The following is a 13,753-nucleotide window of genomic DNA, read 5'->3' on the forward strand; positions in this document are numbered from 1 at the left end:
TGATAATTCTCCACCCAGTAAATTTTAAAATATATAATTATTATTGATAATTCTCCACCCAGTAAATTTTAAAATATATAATTATTATAGTTGATTCATTTCCTGAAACCATAAAGAGCATTGTAGTCCAGTACTTTCGTTTAAAGGATATTGTATAATATACGCATAATTGCATTTTTTTTATCATAATATACAGGCTTAAACCGATTTATTAACATTTTGGCAAATAAATTGTTACAGGTACGGTGAGCAACAAAATGTATTGCCGTTATTTTTTAACCACTTTAAATTATATTATGAAAAATTCAATTTTAGCCATTTTAGCCGTTGCTTCTATGGTAGCATGTAAAAAAAACGAAACAACATCAACTGACCAGGCCGGAGACAGTACTGCAATGACTGCACCTGCCGCTGATTCAGGTATGATGAATAATACCGATTCTACTGCGGTAACCGGGACTACCGATACAAAAGCTAATTTAAGCGATCAGGACAAAAAATTTGCAGACGCAGCAGCAAAAGGAGGAATGATGGAAGTGATGATGGGCCAGCTGGCAGCGACCAATGCTAACAGCGCAACAGTAAAATCACTGGGACAGATGATGGTAAAAGACCATGGCAAAGCCAATGACGAGCTTAAAAAATGGGCAACAGCAACAGGGTACACTTTGCCGACTTCTTTAGATGCAGACCAGCAGAAACAGTATGATGATCTGAAAGCGAAAAAAGGAGCGGAATTTGACCGTATGTATACTGACCTTATGGTAACTGACCATCAGAAAGACATCGCAGAATTTAAAAAAGAAGCCTCAGGAGGTTCTGAAGCCTCATTGAAATCTTTTGCAAGCACTACGCTTCCTACATTGGAGCACCATTTAATGGAGTCTGAAAAAGCAAAAGCTTCCGTAAAATAATTAAGTAAAATAAAAAACTTAAACGAACTGCAGTTAATATCCATTAGCTGTAAGACATAAAAAGTTATTCTGAAAAGCTGTCCCCTTAAAAGTTCAGTGTTTCGGAATAACTTTTTGTCATTTATAAATTGCTTTATAAGGATTATTCAATCATACTGCATTGATAGATTGTTGTGGCGGAAATAGTCCAACCAGAGAGAGCTCATCATATTTAGTATCCGAGAATGATTTGCTTAAGTTTTTTATAGTTTGGGAAAATAAAAATTTTGAAGGATGTATTTTAGGTCAAACGGTTGGTATTCAATGCTTTTACCCATTCTTTCTTTTTGCATTGAGGGCATTCTGTTGTTCCGGGTTCCAGTTCTTCGGTCTTGCCGCAGTAGGTGCAGGCATAGATCCCTTTTTCTTTTATCTCTTCAGATTTTTTTTCATACACCTTAGGCTGGATGGGAAGCCCGTATTTCACTTCATCATCAGGAAAATAATAAAAACTGATGTTTCCGTTGGTTTCTAAAATAGCGGTTTTGATCTGTCCGAGGTGTTCAATGCTCACCTGTCTCATTTCAGCAAAAAATTCATCTTTCGCAAAAGTATGGCTGAGGTCGTCCAGCAGTACAAATTCTCCGTCTTCAATCACATACAGGGGATCGCCTTCAATAATTCTTTCAAACTTTTCACTTTTGCTTGCCAGCAGGGTAATCAGCCGGTAAAGGGCGATAATGGCAGCAAACACAACCACAGAGGTTAAAATAGAAGCATCTTTGTTAAACATCGGATCTCCGGCCGCCGAGCCCAGCGCAATGATAATGGCTACCTCAAACAGAGACAGCTGGCGGACTCCCTTTTTTCCTGCCATCCGTAAAATAAAAAGCACCATGCTGAACATAATCAGTGTTCTGATGATAATTTCAAAAGCAAAGGTAAAATCAAGGTCACCGATAAATATTTTTTCAAGATTCAGATTCATAACAGTAATTTTAAAAGAAGGTTATGCTATACAAAACCTTAGCCAATATACAAGGCACAGAGCAAAATATCCTTGATGGATCATCTTTAAATTTTTATTAATTATTGAAATAAAACGGAATATTGATCACAAATTACTATATTTAAATAAAAAAATAACGCCGGTTATTTATAAATCGTAAATGTGTTTTTCATAGGCTGGTTTCCTATACATCAGGAAAAAAGTTTGAAATTCTTAATAACCGGTTTGAAAAGGATAACAAAATACCCGGCAGGAACAATATATTTGCTTAATAACAAAAATTTAAAACGTTAAACAATTGGATATGGTCTCATTAAATATTAACGGAAAAAATCACGAGCTTGATATCAGTGAAGATATGCCCATCTTATGGGTGGTCAGGGATATTCTCGGCCTTACGGGAACTAAGTTCGGATGCGGTGTTGCCCAGTGCGGCGCATGCATGGTTCACCTGGATGGCGATGCGGTAAGGTCCTGTATTACCAAAGCAAAAAGAGCGGTAGGCAAAAAGATTGTTACCATTGAAGGGCTGTCACAAAATAATAACCATCCCGTACAGAAGGCATGGCAGGATATTGATGTCCCGCAGTGCGGCTACTGCCATTCCGGACAGATCATGGCAGCGGTGGTTCTATTAAAGGAAAACCCTTCCCCGACTGATGAGGATATTGATCTCGCCATGGCAGGAAACCTTTGCCGGTGCGGAACCTATCCAAGGATCAGGAAAGCGATTAAAATTGCTGCGGATATTCAGAAAAAAGAAATGCTTAACCCGGTAAACAGGAAAAGATAAAGAAAATGGATATGAAAACATTTTTCAGTAAAAAAAATATAAAGCTGAGGACCTTTTTTGAAGGCACGCTCGTTATCCTGGCATCGGTGAGCGCATTCGGAATGGTTGCGCAAAATAATAAAGGAATGTATTCTACCGTGCCCGTTGTTAAAAAAGACAGCATAGCTTCCGTGAAAGCTTTCGGAGACGTATATAAAGTATTGATGAGCCCGCGGTGCCTCAACTGTCACCCCGCAGGTGATATTCCTTTGCAGGGTGATGACAGCCACGTTCATCAGATGTTCCCGAAACGCGGCCCGGACGGTAAAGGGCTGTATGCCATGAAGTGCGCCAACTGCCATCAGGATGAAAATACGCCCGGGCTTCACATGCCGCCGGGCAATCCCAAATGGCACCTGCCGCCTGCCGATATGAAAATGGTTTTTGAAGGGAAAAGCCCGTATCAGCTGGCTAAGCAGCTCATGAATAAAAAGGAAAACGGGAATAAAAGTATGGAAGATCTCATCAAACATGCTGATGACGAACTCGTACTTGCCGGATTTAATCCTGCAGACGGCCTTAAAAAACCGCCATTGACCCATAAAGAATTTAAAAAAGCCTGGATTACCTGGTTAACCACCGGCGCCTATGCCCCGGCAAAATAATGCTGAAAAATTATGTCTAAAGAATCAGAACTTTCAAGAAGAAAATTTTTGCAGCTGGCCGGCCTGGGAGGTGCTGCACTGTGCCTCGGAATATTTCCTTCCCTTTCGGCAGCAAAAGTCATCCTGCCGGAAACGGCGTTTGCAGGAAGTGTAGAAATGAATTCATGGATCATCATTAACACCTCCGGTAAGATTACTCTGGTAGATCACCGTGCAGAAATGGGGCAGGGGTCTTACCACTCCGTTCCACAGATTATTGCAGAAGAGCTTGAGGTAGACCTCAGCCAGATCGAAGTGATATTCGCACAGGGAAGCACCAAATATGGAAGCCAGATTACCGGCGGAAGTTCCACGATAAGGGCTTCCTATAAAAACCTGTTGAAATTAAGTGCCACGGCAAGGGAAATGCTCCGGCAGGCAGCAGCCAATAGCTGGAAAGTCCCGGTAAATGAATGTGTGGCCAGAAGCGGAAATATCGTTCATGAAAAATCCGGGCGTAAAATGCATTACGGAGAACTGGTACTTGCCGCCTCACAGCTTCCTGCACCGGAAAAAGTAACCTTAAAACAGCGTTCGGAATATAAAATTATCGGCAAGCCGCTGAAGAGAATTGACACCCCTTTAAAAACCAACGGAGCCGCCGTATTCGGTCTGGACAAAAGACTTCCGGGCATGATGTTCGCATCTGTGGAAAGGAACCCGAGGCTGAGAGGGAAAGTTACGAGTTTTGATGATACGGCTGCCAGAAAAATAAAAGGGGTCAGGGATGTTATCAAAATCAGTATGAAAGTCTATGATACCCAGCGCGAAGGAGTCGCTGTCATTGCAGACAACAGCTGGGCGGCACTTCAGGGCCGTAAAGCCCTGAAGGTAGTGTGGGACGATTCCGGTTTCGAGCATATCAGTACGAAAAAAGTATACGAAAAGCATCATGAGCTTTTAATGAGTGAAGAAGGACTGCCTGCCAAAGAACAGGGAGCCGTGAATGTAGAGGCCGGAGCCAACAGGAAAAAAATAGATTCCGTATACCATACCCCGTACCAGTCGCATCTGGCAATGGAACCCATAAATTGTATTGCCCATTATAAGAAAGACAAAATTGAAATCTGGGGACCGATTCAGGCACCGGACTGGATCCAGAAAGATATTGCAAAGGAGTTCAGCATGGACCCCAAGAATGTGGTTGTTAACATGACCTTTTTAGGCGGTGGATTCGGGCGTAAAGCTTTTACCGATTATCCCAATGAAGCCGTAGCCATTTCCAAAAAGATCAATGCACCGGTGCAGGTCATCTGGTCAAGAGAAGATGATGCAGTCCAGGGACCGTTCAGGCCGGGTGTTTCCTACAGAGGGGAAAGTATCATTGAAAACGGGAAACTTACAGACCTGAAATTCCGTATGGTCGGGCAGAACATCAAGCACTGGTCAGACAAGAAGCGCGGAATCGCTAATGAAAATACCACGGAAGGTTTCATGGAGCCTTATTTTAAATCGATAAAAAATATTAAATTCTCTGATATCCCTTTTGAAACGCCGGTGCCGGTATTGTGGTGGAGATCTGTATATGCATCCACCAACGGTTTTGCCTATGAAAGTTTTATGGATGAAATTGCCCATCAGATGAATATGGATCCTTTGGAATTCAGAAGAATACATATGGATAACGAAAGGACCCGAAAGCTGATCGACAGGCTTAAAGAAGTCAGTGGTTGGAAAAATAACGCTCAGGATAAAGGATACGGAATTGCCATCACGGAGTGTTTTGACAGTACCGTAGGCCAGGTGGTCAAGGTTTCAAAACGGAAAGAAGGAGGCGTGAAGATTGATAAAGTCTGGGCCGTAATCGACTGCGGATGGTATGTCAACCCGGATATTATCGAAGCACAGGTAGAAGGTTCTATTTTAATGGCACTGGGCGCAGCAACCATGGATGCACAGACTTTTACAGACGGTATCGCAGATAAAGCCAATTTCCATTCCTATAAGCTTCCGCGGATTTATGATATTCCGCCTCTTGAAGTGCATATTATGGAAAATAAAGAAGATGCCGGAGGCGTTGGAGAACCGGGATTGCCACCGTTTGCACCCGCACTGGCGAATGCTGTTTTTGACCTGACCGGAAAAAGAATACGAACCCTGCCATTTGATCTTTTAAAGGTATAATGCAGATGCCAGCAGCTAAAATACCAATGTTTATAAGCTGAAACAGGCAGAATTTATTGATGGACTTTAGATAATTAAAGTTTTTTATAAGGGCGGGCTGAACATTTGCTTAATTTTTGATAAGTATAGGAGACAATCAATACCGGTAACTGATCAGTTACACTTCAGACAAATGATCAGGCCGGCACCCCAAAAGGTTTTATGAAAGAGATTAATGATATCATCAGGGCTTACCGCAAGGCAGAAGCAGAAGGCATAAAAACGGCCCTCGCTACTGTGGTAAAAGTTACGGGATCTTCCTACAGGCAGCCCGGAGCCCGCATGCTGGTTACGGAAGACGGACAGCTGACCGGAGCCATAAGCGGAGGGTGCCTGGAAGGCGATGCCCTGAAAAAGGCATTGCTTGCTATTCAACAGCAGCAGAATAAGCTCGTTACCTATGATACCAGTAATGATGAAGATGCAGATTTCGGAGTACAGTTAGGATGCAACGGAATTGTCCATATCCTTTTTGAACCGATAAACTCAGCCGATGAACATAACCCGGTTAAAATACTGGAAAAGGTTGTGGACAGAAGGGAAGATGCCGTATTGGTCTGTCTTTTTTCGCTGACCAGAGGAAGTGCACAGCCGGGAACGGTACTGCTGTACAGAAAAGACGGGCAGAATGCATTACGGGCTGGGCTTGATTTTTTATCAAATGATCTTTATAAAACGCTTGAAAATAAGGCAACATATATTAAAAATATAATCTATGAAGGAGAAAATAGTGAGGCATTGATTGAATATATAGTTCCGGCGGTGTCACTCATCATTGCCGGTGCCGGAAATGATGTAAAGCCGTTAACGGAAATAGCATCGGTACTGGGCTGGGAAGTAACAGTGGGAGAAGGAAGGCCTGCACACGCGACAGCAAAAAGGTTTCCGTTGGCAAAGACGATAAAGGTTTCTGCAGCAGAAGAGTTCCTGAATGACACGGTTATAGATGAATATACTTTTTTCGTACTGATGACCCACAATTACCGCTATGACCTGACGGTGCTGAAAGATTTACTTATACACAGCAACAGCTGTTACATCGGGATCCTGGGGCCGAAAACAAAGCTGAACCGAATGATCGATGACCTTGCAGCTGAAGGTTTTAACGTAACACCTCAGCACCTGGAAAGAATCCACGGCCCGGTAGGGCTTGATATAGGAGCGGAAACCTCAGAAGAAATTGCCCTTTCCATAGTTTCTGAAATAAAAGCCGTGCTTGAAGGCAGAAAAGGAAGCTCCCTGAAATATAAAACAGATAAAATTCATAATGCCGTTCATGGTGATGGTGACAAATAAAATAGAATGATAACGGATACCTTCGGACGCGTACACAACTACCTTCGGATCTCACTGACCGACAACTGCAACCTGCGGTGCTTCTACTGTATGCCGGATGAGAAATATGCTTTTGCGCCCGCCGCGAAACTGATGCAGCCGGATGAAATAGAAACCATTGCAAAGCTTTTTGTAGCGCACGGCGTAAAGAAAATAAGACTCACAGGCGGTGAGCCTCTGGTAAGGAAAGACGCCCCCGCAATCATTGATAAATTAGGGAAACTGGGCATTGAGCTGGCCATCACAACCAATGGCGTACGGATTAATGAAATGATGGACAACCTTATGTCCGCTCAGGTGAAAACCATTAACATAAGCCTGGATACCCTGGATGCCGAAAAATTTAAAAAAATCACCAGAAGGGACCTTTTTCAGAAAGTCAGGGACAATATCAATCTCCTGATTCAGAATAATTTCCGTGTTAAGATTAATGTTGTGCTGATGAAAGGATTGAATGATGATGAAATTCTGGATTTCATAGAAATGACCCGGGATTCTCAGATAGAAGTCCGCTTCATTGAATTTATGCCGTTCAGCGGCAACCGCTGGACCAGCAATCAGGTATTTACACTCGAAGAAATAGTAACCGAAGTCCAGAGCCGGTATGATATTCTGACCATTGAGCCGGAAGCCCATGATACAGCCAAGAAATTTAAGATACCCGGTTTTGCCGGAAACTTTGCCGTAATCAGCACCATGACCGCTCCTTTCTGCTCTTCCTGCAACAGGATCCGGCTTACGGCAGACGGCAAGCTTAAAAACTGCCTGTTTTCCAAAGGAGAAACAGATCTTTTAAGTGCTTTGCGGAGAGGGGAAGAAATAATGCCGTTGATAGAAGGCACCATCAAAGCAAAACACAAGGCACTGGGCGGACAGTTTTCAGGTGTTTTTCAGGATATCGATACCAGTACACTGGACAACCGCAGCATGATAACCATCGGAGGATGACAAAAGAGAACACCGGAATCATTATCCTGGCAGCAGGAAATTCATCAAGATTAGGCCAGCCAAAACAACTCCTTGATTATCAGGGTAAAACACTGCTGCGCCATACCGTGGAAAAGGCCTTGGCTGTAAGTTCCAGAGTTATTGTGATTACAGGCAGTGAAAATTCAGGAATTGAGAAAGAAACCGGATCTGCCCTAACGGTACAGAATGAAAACTGGCAGGAAGGCATGGCCTCATCCATTCACAAAGGGCTGAATGAAATGCTGGTAATATATCCTGAAACAGAAAATATTTTGATCACCGTCTGCGACCAGCCGCATATTAATGCCTCGGTTTTTTCAGAGCTGATCGAAAAAAGGCATTCATCAGGAAAAGGGATCATGGCTTCGCACTATTCCGGCACATTGGGAACTCCTGTATTGTTCAGCCGTTCTTATTTCAATGATTTGCTTCAGCTGAGCGGTCAGGAAGGTGCCAAAAAACTGCTTGTAAAATACAGGGATGATGTCGGTCAGGTGATGTTTGAAAAAGGATCCGTGGATATCGATACCCTGGAAGATTATCAAAAACTTATTAACAATCAATGATTTCAGTACACGAAGCACAACAGATTATTTTACAGAATATACCGGCGAAAAAAACGGCTTTAATCCCGCTTTCGGAAGCTGCAGGCCTGGTTGTTTCTTCAGATATTAGTGCACGCACCGATATTCCTGCGTTTCCGCAATCATCAATGGACGGTTATGCCCTGAAATTTCAGGACCGGAGCAAGCCCCTTATGATAAAAGGCGAAATGGCAGCAGGAACTTCACAGTCACTGACTATTGAAACCGGCGAAGCCACAAGGATTTTCACCGGCGCACCCTTACCGGAAGGTGCCGATACCGTTGTGATGCAGGAAAAAATAAAAACTGAAAACGGGCAGCTGATGATTTTGGATGATGCCCTGAACTTAGGCCTGAATGTTCGTCCAAAAGGTTCAGAGGTAAGAAAAGGAGAAACCGCAATGGCTTCAGGTACTTATCTCTCACCCGCAGCGGTTGGTTTTCTGGCGGGGATCGGGCATGACCGTGTTGAGGTTTATGTACCGCCTGCTGTAGCCATCATTATCACAGGAAACGAATTGCAGAACCCGGGCCAGGACCTGGCATTCGGGCAGGTGTATGAAGCCAATTCATTTCAGCTCAAAGCCGCATTGCGGATAACCGGGATTAAGGATATCCATGTATTTACGGCCGGGGACCATCCTGAAGAACTGATGAATGTCCTGCAACAGGCATTAAGCGTGAGCGATGTGGTCCTGTTAAACGGCGGGGTGAGTGTCGGCGACTATGATTTTGTGACGGAAGCTGCAGAACAGTGCGGAGTCGTTCAGCAGTTTCATAAAATAAAACAGAAGCCCGGCAAACCCCTGTTTTTCGGGACGAAAGACGAGAAACTGATATTCGGGCTTCCCGGGAATCCGTCCTCATCATTGACATGCTTCTACGAATATGTTTTACCGGCCCTTGAACAGTTAACGGATCTGAAAAATTCAGTAAAGAAAAAAGAAGCGGTGGCTGCTTACAATTATAAAAAACCTGCCGGGCTTACACATTTCCTGAAAGCGTATTACGACGAAGAGCAGGGAGAAGTCAGTCCGCTGCACGCACAGGAATCATACCGGCTCCATTCATTTGCCCAGGCCAACTGTTTCATCATGCTTCCGGAAGACTCTACAGGATGCCTGAAGGGAGACCGGGTAGAAGTCCATTTGTTACCGATATAATGTATTATTTTTGATCAGATTAAAGAAGTGAAAAATTAATGAGTATAGAATTATTTTATGGTGTCCTGTTCGCCGTTGCTTTTTTTTATGCTGCTGTAGGGCATGGTGGGGCCAGCGGATATCTTGCGTTGATGGCTCTTTACGGAGTAGCCCCTGAGGAAATGAAGCCGACTGCTTTGGTACTGAACCTTTTTGTGTCGCTCACTTCCTTCATCCAATACTACCGCGGCGGATATTTCATCAGGAAACTGTTTATTCCTATTGCAGCGGCATCCGTTCCGCTGGCATTTATAGGCGGCATGATTACGGTGGAAGAAAATATTTACAAAAGAATCCTGGGCATCCTGCTGCTGTTCCCGATTATCCGGTTTTTCTTTTTCAGGAATGCGGAAGACCATGAACTTAAAGAACAGAATATTGCGGTTGCCGTAATCACCGGCGGAATCGTCGGGTTGCTCTCCGGAATGATTGGTATCGGAGGCGGAATCATCCTTTCTCCCATTCTGCTTCTTCTGAAATGGACCAACCAGAAACAGACTGCGGCCATCAGTGCGGCATTCATATTTGTGAATTCTCTTTCCGGTCTGGGAGGGATGCTTACGCAGGGGATTCATTTTACCGATGATATGATGATGTATGTAATAGTAGCGTTTAGCGGCGGATTGTTAGGTGCTTATTTCGGATCGAAAAAATTCAATCAGAATGTTTTAAAATACGTGCTGGCAACAGTTTTGCTCATGGCTTCCTACAAACTCTTATTCACAAAAGCATAATACATGAAATACATTGTAACAATTCTGCTGTTCCTGACGGCAACCCTAAAAGCACAGCATGCGTCATCCCTTCAGATCAAAGGGGACATCGCGCAGCCTGTTACCATTTCTTTTACAGATTTAAATACCTATACCGTCCATGAAATCAAAAGCCTGGATATCCTGAATCATAAAATGGAATTTAAAAAGACGCTGAAAAACCTGAAAGGCGTATGGCTTAAAGATCTTTTAAATCAGGTAAAGTTCAATGTTTCATCCCCGAAGGAGCTCAGCACGTTTTATCTGGTCTGTATAGCGGATGACGGCTATAAAGTGGTGTATTCCTGGAATGAACTGTTTAATTCCACCACAGAGAAAAATCCAATGATCATAACGGAATCTGACGGCGTTTCCGCTTTAAAAAAAGAAGACGGGATCAGTCTGGTAACGCCGGGCGATCAGGCAACAGGACGGCGATATGTTAAAAATATTTCTCAGATCATCATTCATAAGGCAGATTAATATGGAAATAAAGATTATTGCATTCGGGCGGATCGCTGAAATTACCGGTAAGGAATTGATGCTTACCGCATCTGATACCGACACTTTAAAACAACAGCTTGCCGGGAAGTTTCCGCAGCTTTCCGATATGAAATATGCCGTAGCCGTCAACAAAAAGATGACGGAAGGAAATACGGAACTGAATACTAATGACACGGTGGCCCTCATGCCTCCTTATTCCGGCGGATAATATGGAACAAAGCAATGAAAGATATGCCCGGCATTATACCCTGGCTGGTTTCGGGCAAGCCGGACAGGAAAAACTCCTGAACGCCAAAGTGCTGGTCATCGGTGCCGGCGGATTGGGATGTCCGGTTCTGCAGTATCTTGCCGCAGCGGGTGTGGGAACCATTGGTATTGCAGACCATGACCGCGTTGCCTTAAGCAACCTCCAGCGGCAGATTTTGTTCACCACCGGAGATGTAGGCAGTTTAAAAGCAGTAAAGGCAGCAGAAAGTCTCAGAAAACTGAATCCGGAGATCAGCATTGAAACACATACTGATGAAGTTACTGCAAAAAATGCCTGGGAATTAATAGAAGGATACGACATTGTAGCCGACTGCACGGATAATTTTGCCTCAAGATACCTGATCAGTGATGCCTGTTTCCTCCTGCGGAAGCATTTGGTTTTCGGAGCGGTATTTCAGTATGAAGGCCAGGTAGCGGTATTTGACAGCGGAAACAAGGAAGAAGACAGAATCAGTTACCGGGATCTCTTTCCGGAACCGCCGGCTCCTGACGAAGTGATGGATTGCAACGAGGCCGGTGTGCTGGGCGTACTGCCCGGAATGATCGGGACCTTGCAGGCGAATGAAGTCATCAAGCTGATTACAGGTATCGGCGAAGTACTCAGAGGCCGCCTTCTCACGTTTAATATGCTGACGTATGAGAATATGGTGATGGATCTGACCATGAGAAGCGATACGTTAAATCTTATTCCTGAAAACAGGGGCCATTTTGAAAAAACCGATTACCGGTGGCTTTGCGGATTGCCTTCTTCTGATATTGAAGAAATTGGGGCTGATGATTTTCTGGAAGCCGTAACACAGCCGGATATCCTTGCCGTTGATGTCCGCGAAAGAGACGAACTTCCTGAAGCCGGTTTCCCCCACATCCGGATTCCTTTATCTCAATTAAAAACTGAAACATCAGGTATTAATCATCTTAAAGGACGGAAGATTATCTTGTTCTGCCAAAGCGGAAAACGGAGCCTGAACGCCGCGGAGCTATTAACTGCAGCCTATGGAAACGCAATAAAAATCAGTCATCTGAAAGGCGGAATTACAGCATTACAAAACAAAAAACATGAAAAAAGAGTTTAAAAATATATTTGTTCAGGGGGCAATAGATCCTGCATTTATCTCAGACAGCATTGCTAAGCATTCTACAAAGAAAAACATCGGGGCACACAGTATTTTCCTGGGCCAGATCCGGGAAGATCTGGTGGAAAGCAAAACAGTACAGGCCATTGAATACACAGCCTATGAAGAAATGGCCCTTGAAAAGATGCATGAAATAAGAGAAGAAATTTTTGCGAAATACGATCTCACCTGCATGCACATCCACCACAGCCTGGGTGCCATAAAAACAGGGGAGATCTGCCTGTTTGTCTTTACCTCATCAAAACACAGGAAAGCAGCCATGGAAAGCTGTGATGAAGTAGTGGAGAGAATAAAAAAAGAACTTCCGGTCTGGGGAAGAGAAGTATTTGAGGACGACTCACATCAATGGAAAATCAATAATTAACATGGTAGATATCACACACAAATCATCCACCTTACGCAAGGCGGTGGCCACAGCTACGGTAAAAACTTCATCCATAGCCACCATTGAAGCCATACAGCAGCGGAAAGTCCCGAAAGGGGATATTTTTGAGTTTTCAAGGGCCGCTGCATTATTTGCCGTAAAAAAAACAAGCGATGTAATCCCGGACTGCCATCCACTGCCCGTGGAATATACTTCCGTTACCTATGCAATTGAAGACTTGTCTGTGGTGATTTCAGTGGAGGTGCATACCGTTTATAAGACCGGCGTAGAGGTGGAAGCCATGCACGGTGCTTCCGTAGCAGCTCTGGTGATGTATGACATGCTGAAACCGATTGACAAACAGGTGGAAATACACAACATAAAGCTTCTGGAAAAAACAGGAGGGAAATCAGACCGTAAATATGCTGCGGAAGACATTAAAGCTGCCGTTGTGGTCTGTTCAGACAGCATTCATCAGGGAAAAAATGAAGACCGTTCAGGAAAGGTCATCCTTGCAAAATTAGAAGAATCTGGATGCAGAGATATTGAATATACAGTAGTGCCGGATGAGTTTGATATCATTCAGAATACACTTGTGGAATATAAAAACCAGAACATAGACCTGGTCATTTTTACCGGCGGAACCGGAGCTTCAGCAAGAGATGTGACCCCGGATGCCATATCACCGATGATCGGCCGCCCCATGCCCGGAATTATGGAAACTGCCCGGAATTACGGACAGAAACGCATTAAAACCTCCATGCTGTCAAGAAGTGTGGCCGGCTTCAGCGGACAGACCCTGGTCCTCACTTTCCCCGGTTCGGTAAAAGGGGCAGAAGAATACATGCAGGCCCTTTTTCCACAGGTGCTTCATATATTTGAGCTTAAAGACAAATACAGGCATTAATTTTAAATCTTCCTAAAAGATAAATTTCTAATCGGTGTACCCTGTCAGATTTAAAACTCTGACAGGGTTTGCCTGTTAAACATTCCAATAAAAAATCTGCGTAATCATCATCATATTCGTGAATGGAATTTAGACAACTTTACCTTTCTTTCCTTCTAAATATTTGATCTGTTGTTGAATCTTAAATTGTTGAAG

General features: G+C 43.7%; 15 protein-coding genes. 14 read left to right on the plus strand and 1 reads right to left on the minus strand.

Features of this window, described 5'->3' with window-relative positions; all coding sequences use genetic code 11:
- Window positions 1–296 precede the first annotated feature (296 nt).
- Entirely contained in the window at window positions 297–914 is a 618-nt protein-coding gene (locus ASE55_RS12370) for a DUF4142 domain-containing protein (RefSeq protein ID WP_056219999.1), read from the plus strand.
- 280 nt (window positions 915–1,194) lie between these two features.
- Here the strand turns inward: ASE55_RS12370 and ASE55_RS12375 are convergent, their stop codons facing one another.
- A complete protein-coding gene (locus tag ASE55_RS12375) occupies window positions 1,195–1,881 on the minus strand; it encodes a DUF421 domain-containing protein (protein WP_056220002.1) in 687 nt (228 codons plus the stop codon).
- Between the two features lie 325 nt (window positions 1,882–2,206).
- On the opposite strand from ASE55_RS12375, the gene ASE55_RS12380 reads away from it, so the two are divergent.
- The 13 genes from ASE55_RS12380 to moaCB all read left to right on the plus strand — a co-directional run bounded on the left by ASE55_RS12380 (window position 2,207) and on the right by moaCB (window position 13,558).
- Window positions 2,207–2,695 (plus strand): (2Fe-2S)-binding protein, encoded by a 489-nt coding sequence (locus tag ASE55_RS12380; protein ID WP_056220004.1) that lies wholly within the window; start codon window positions 2,207–2,209, stop codon window positions 2,693–2,695.
- An 11-nt stretch (window positions 2,696–2,706) separates the two neighbouring features.
- Window positions 2,707–3,339 carry a hypothetical protein gene (locus ASE55_RS12385; protein ID WP_056220082.1) on the plus strand — a complete coding sequence of 211 codons (633 nt, stop codon included), beginning with the start codon at window positions 2,707–2,709 and terminating at the stop codon, window positions 3,337–3,339.
- Between the two features lie 12 nt (window positions 3,340–3,351).
- A complete protein-coding gene (locus ASE55_RS12390; protein ID WP_056220006.1) occupies window positions 3,352–5,502 on the plus strand; it encodes a xanthine dehydrogenase family protein molybdopterin-binding subunit in 2,151 nt (716 codons plus the stop codon).
- A 201-nt stretch (window positions 5,503–5,703) separates the two neighbouring features.
- On the plus strand, window positions 5,704–6,837 hold the full coding sequence (locus tag ASE55_RS12395) for an XdhC family protein (RefSeq protein ID WP_056220009.1): 1,134 nt from the start codon (window positions 5,704–5,706) through the stop codon (window positions 6,835–6,837).
- A gap of 6 nt (window positions 6,838–6,843) precedes the next feature.
- Complete coding sequence (gene moaA / locus ASE55_RS12400) at window positions 6,844–7,824, plus strand: GTP 3',8-cyclase MoaA (protein ID WP_056220012.1); 981 nt, start codon at window positions 6,844–6,846, stop codon at window positions 7,822–7,824.
- Complete coding sequence (locus tag ASE55_RS12405) at window positions 7,821–8,411, plus strand: NTP transferase domain-containing protein (protein ID WP_056220019.1); 591 nt, start codon at window positions 7,821–7,823, stop codon at window positions 8,409–8,411. Before moaA ends, ASE55_RS12405 begins: the two co-directional genes overlap by 4 nt.
- Window positions 8,408–9,592 carry a gephyrin-like molybdotransferase Glp gene (glp, locus tag ASE55_RS12410; protein ID WP_056220022.1) on the plus strand — a complete coding sequence of 395 codons (1,185 nt, stop codon included), beginning with the start codon at window positions 8,408–8,410 and terminating at the stop codon, window positions 9,590–9,592. The genes ASE55_RS12405 and glp overlap by 4 nt, the downstream gene beginning before the upstream one ends.
- Before the next feature lie 38 nt (window positions 9,593–9,630).
- The gene (locus ASE55_RS12415) at window positions 9,631–10,365 is read left to right on the plus strand and encodes a sulfite exporter TauE/SafE family protein (RefSeq protein ID WP_056220025.1); all 735 of its coding nucleotides are present in this window, start codon (window positions 9,631–9,633) and stop codon (window positions 10,363–10,365) included.
- 3 nt (window positions 10,366–10,368) lie between these two features.
- Window positions 10,369–10,866 carry a hypothetical protein gene (locus ASE55_RS12420; RefSeq protein WP_056220028.1) on the plus strand — a complete coding sequence of 166 codons (498 nt, stop codon included), beginning with the start codon at window positions 10,369–10,371 and terminating at the stop codon, window positions 10,864–10,866.
- A gap of 1 nt (window position 10,867) precedes the next feature.
- The gene (locus ASE55_RS12425) at window positions 10,868–11,095 is read left to right on the plus strand and encodes a MoaD/ThiS family protein (protein ID WP_056220031.1); all 228 of its coding nucleotides are present in this window, start codon (window positions 10,868–10,870) and stop codon (window positions 11,093–11,095) included.
- Between the two features lies 1 nt (window position 11,096).
- Window positions 11,097–12,227 (plus strand): HesA/MoeB/ThiF family protein, encoded by a 1,131-nt coding sequence (locus ASE55_RS12430; protein ID WP_056220035.1) that lies wholly within the window; start codon window positions 11,097–11,099, stop codon window positions 12,225–12,227.
- Complete coding sequence (locus ASE55_RS12435) at window positions 12,211–12,651, plus strand: molybdenum cofactor biosynthesis protein MoaE (RefSeq protein WP_056220038.1); 441 nt, start codon at window positions 12,211–12,213, stop codon at window positions 12,649–12,651. Before ASE55_RS12430 ends, ASE55_RS12435 begins: the two co-directional genes overlap by 17 nt.
- Window position 12,652: 1 nt before the next feature.
- Window positions 12,653–13,558 carry a bifunctional molybdenum cofactor biosynthesis protein MoaC/MoaB gene (moaCB, locus tag ASE55_RS12440; protein ID WP_056220041.1) on the plus strand — a complete coding sequence of 302 codons (906 nt, stop codon included), beginning with the start codon at window positions 12,653–12,655 and terminating at the stop codon, window positions 13,556–13,558.
- Window positions 13,559–13,753: the final 195 nt, after the last annotated feature.

This window comes from Chryseobacterium sp. Leaf201, from assembly GCF_001421435.1.
GTDB lineage: Bacteria > Bacteroidota > Bacteroidia > Flavobacteriales > Weeksellaceae > Chryseobacterium.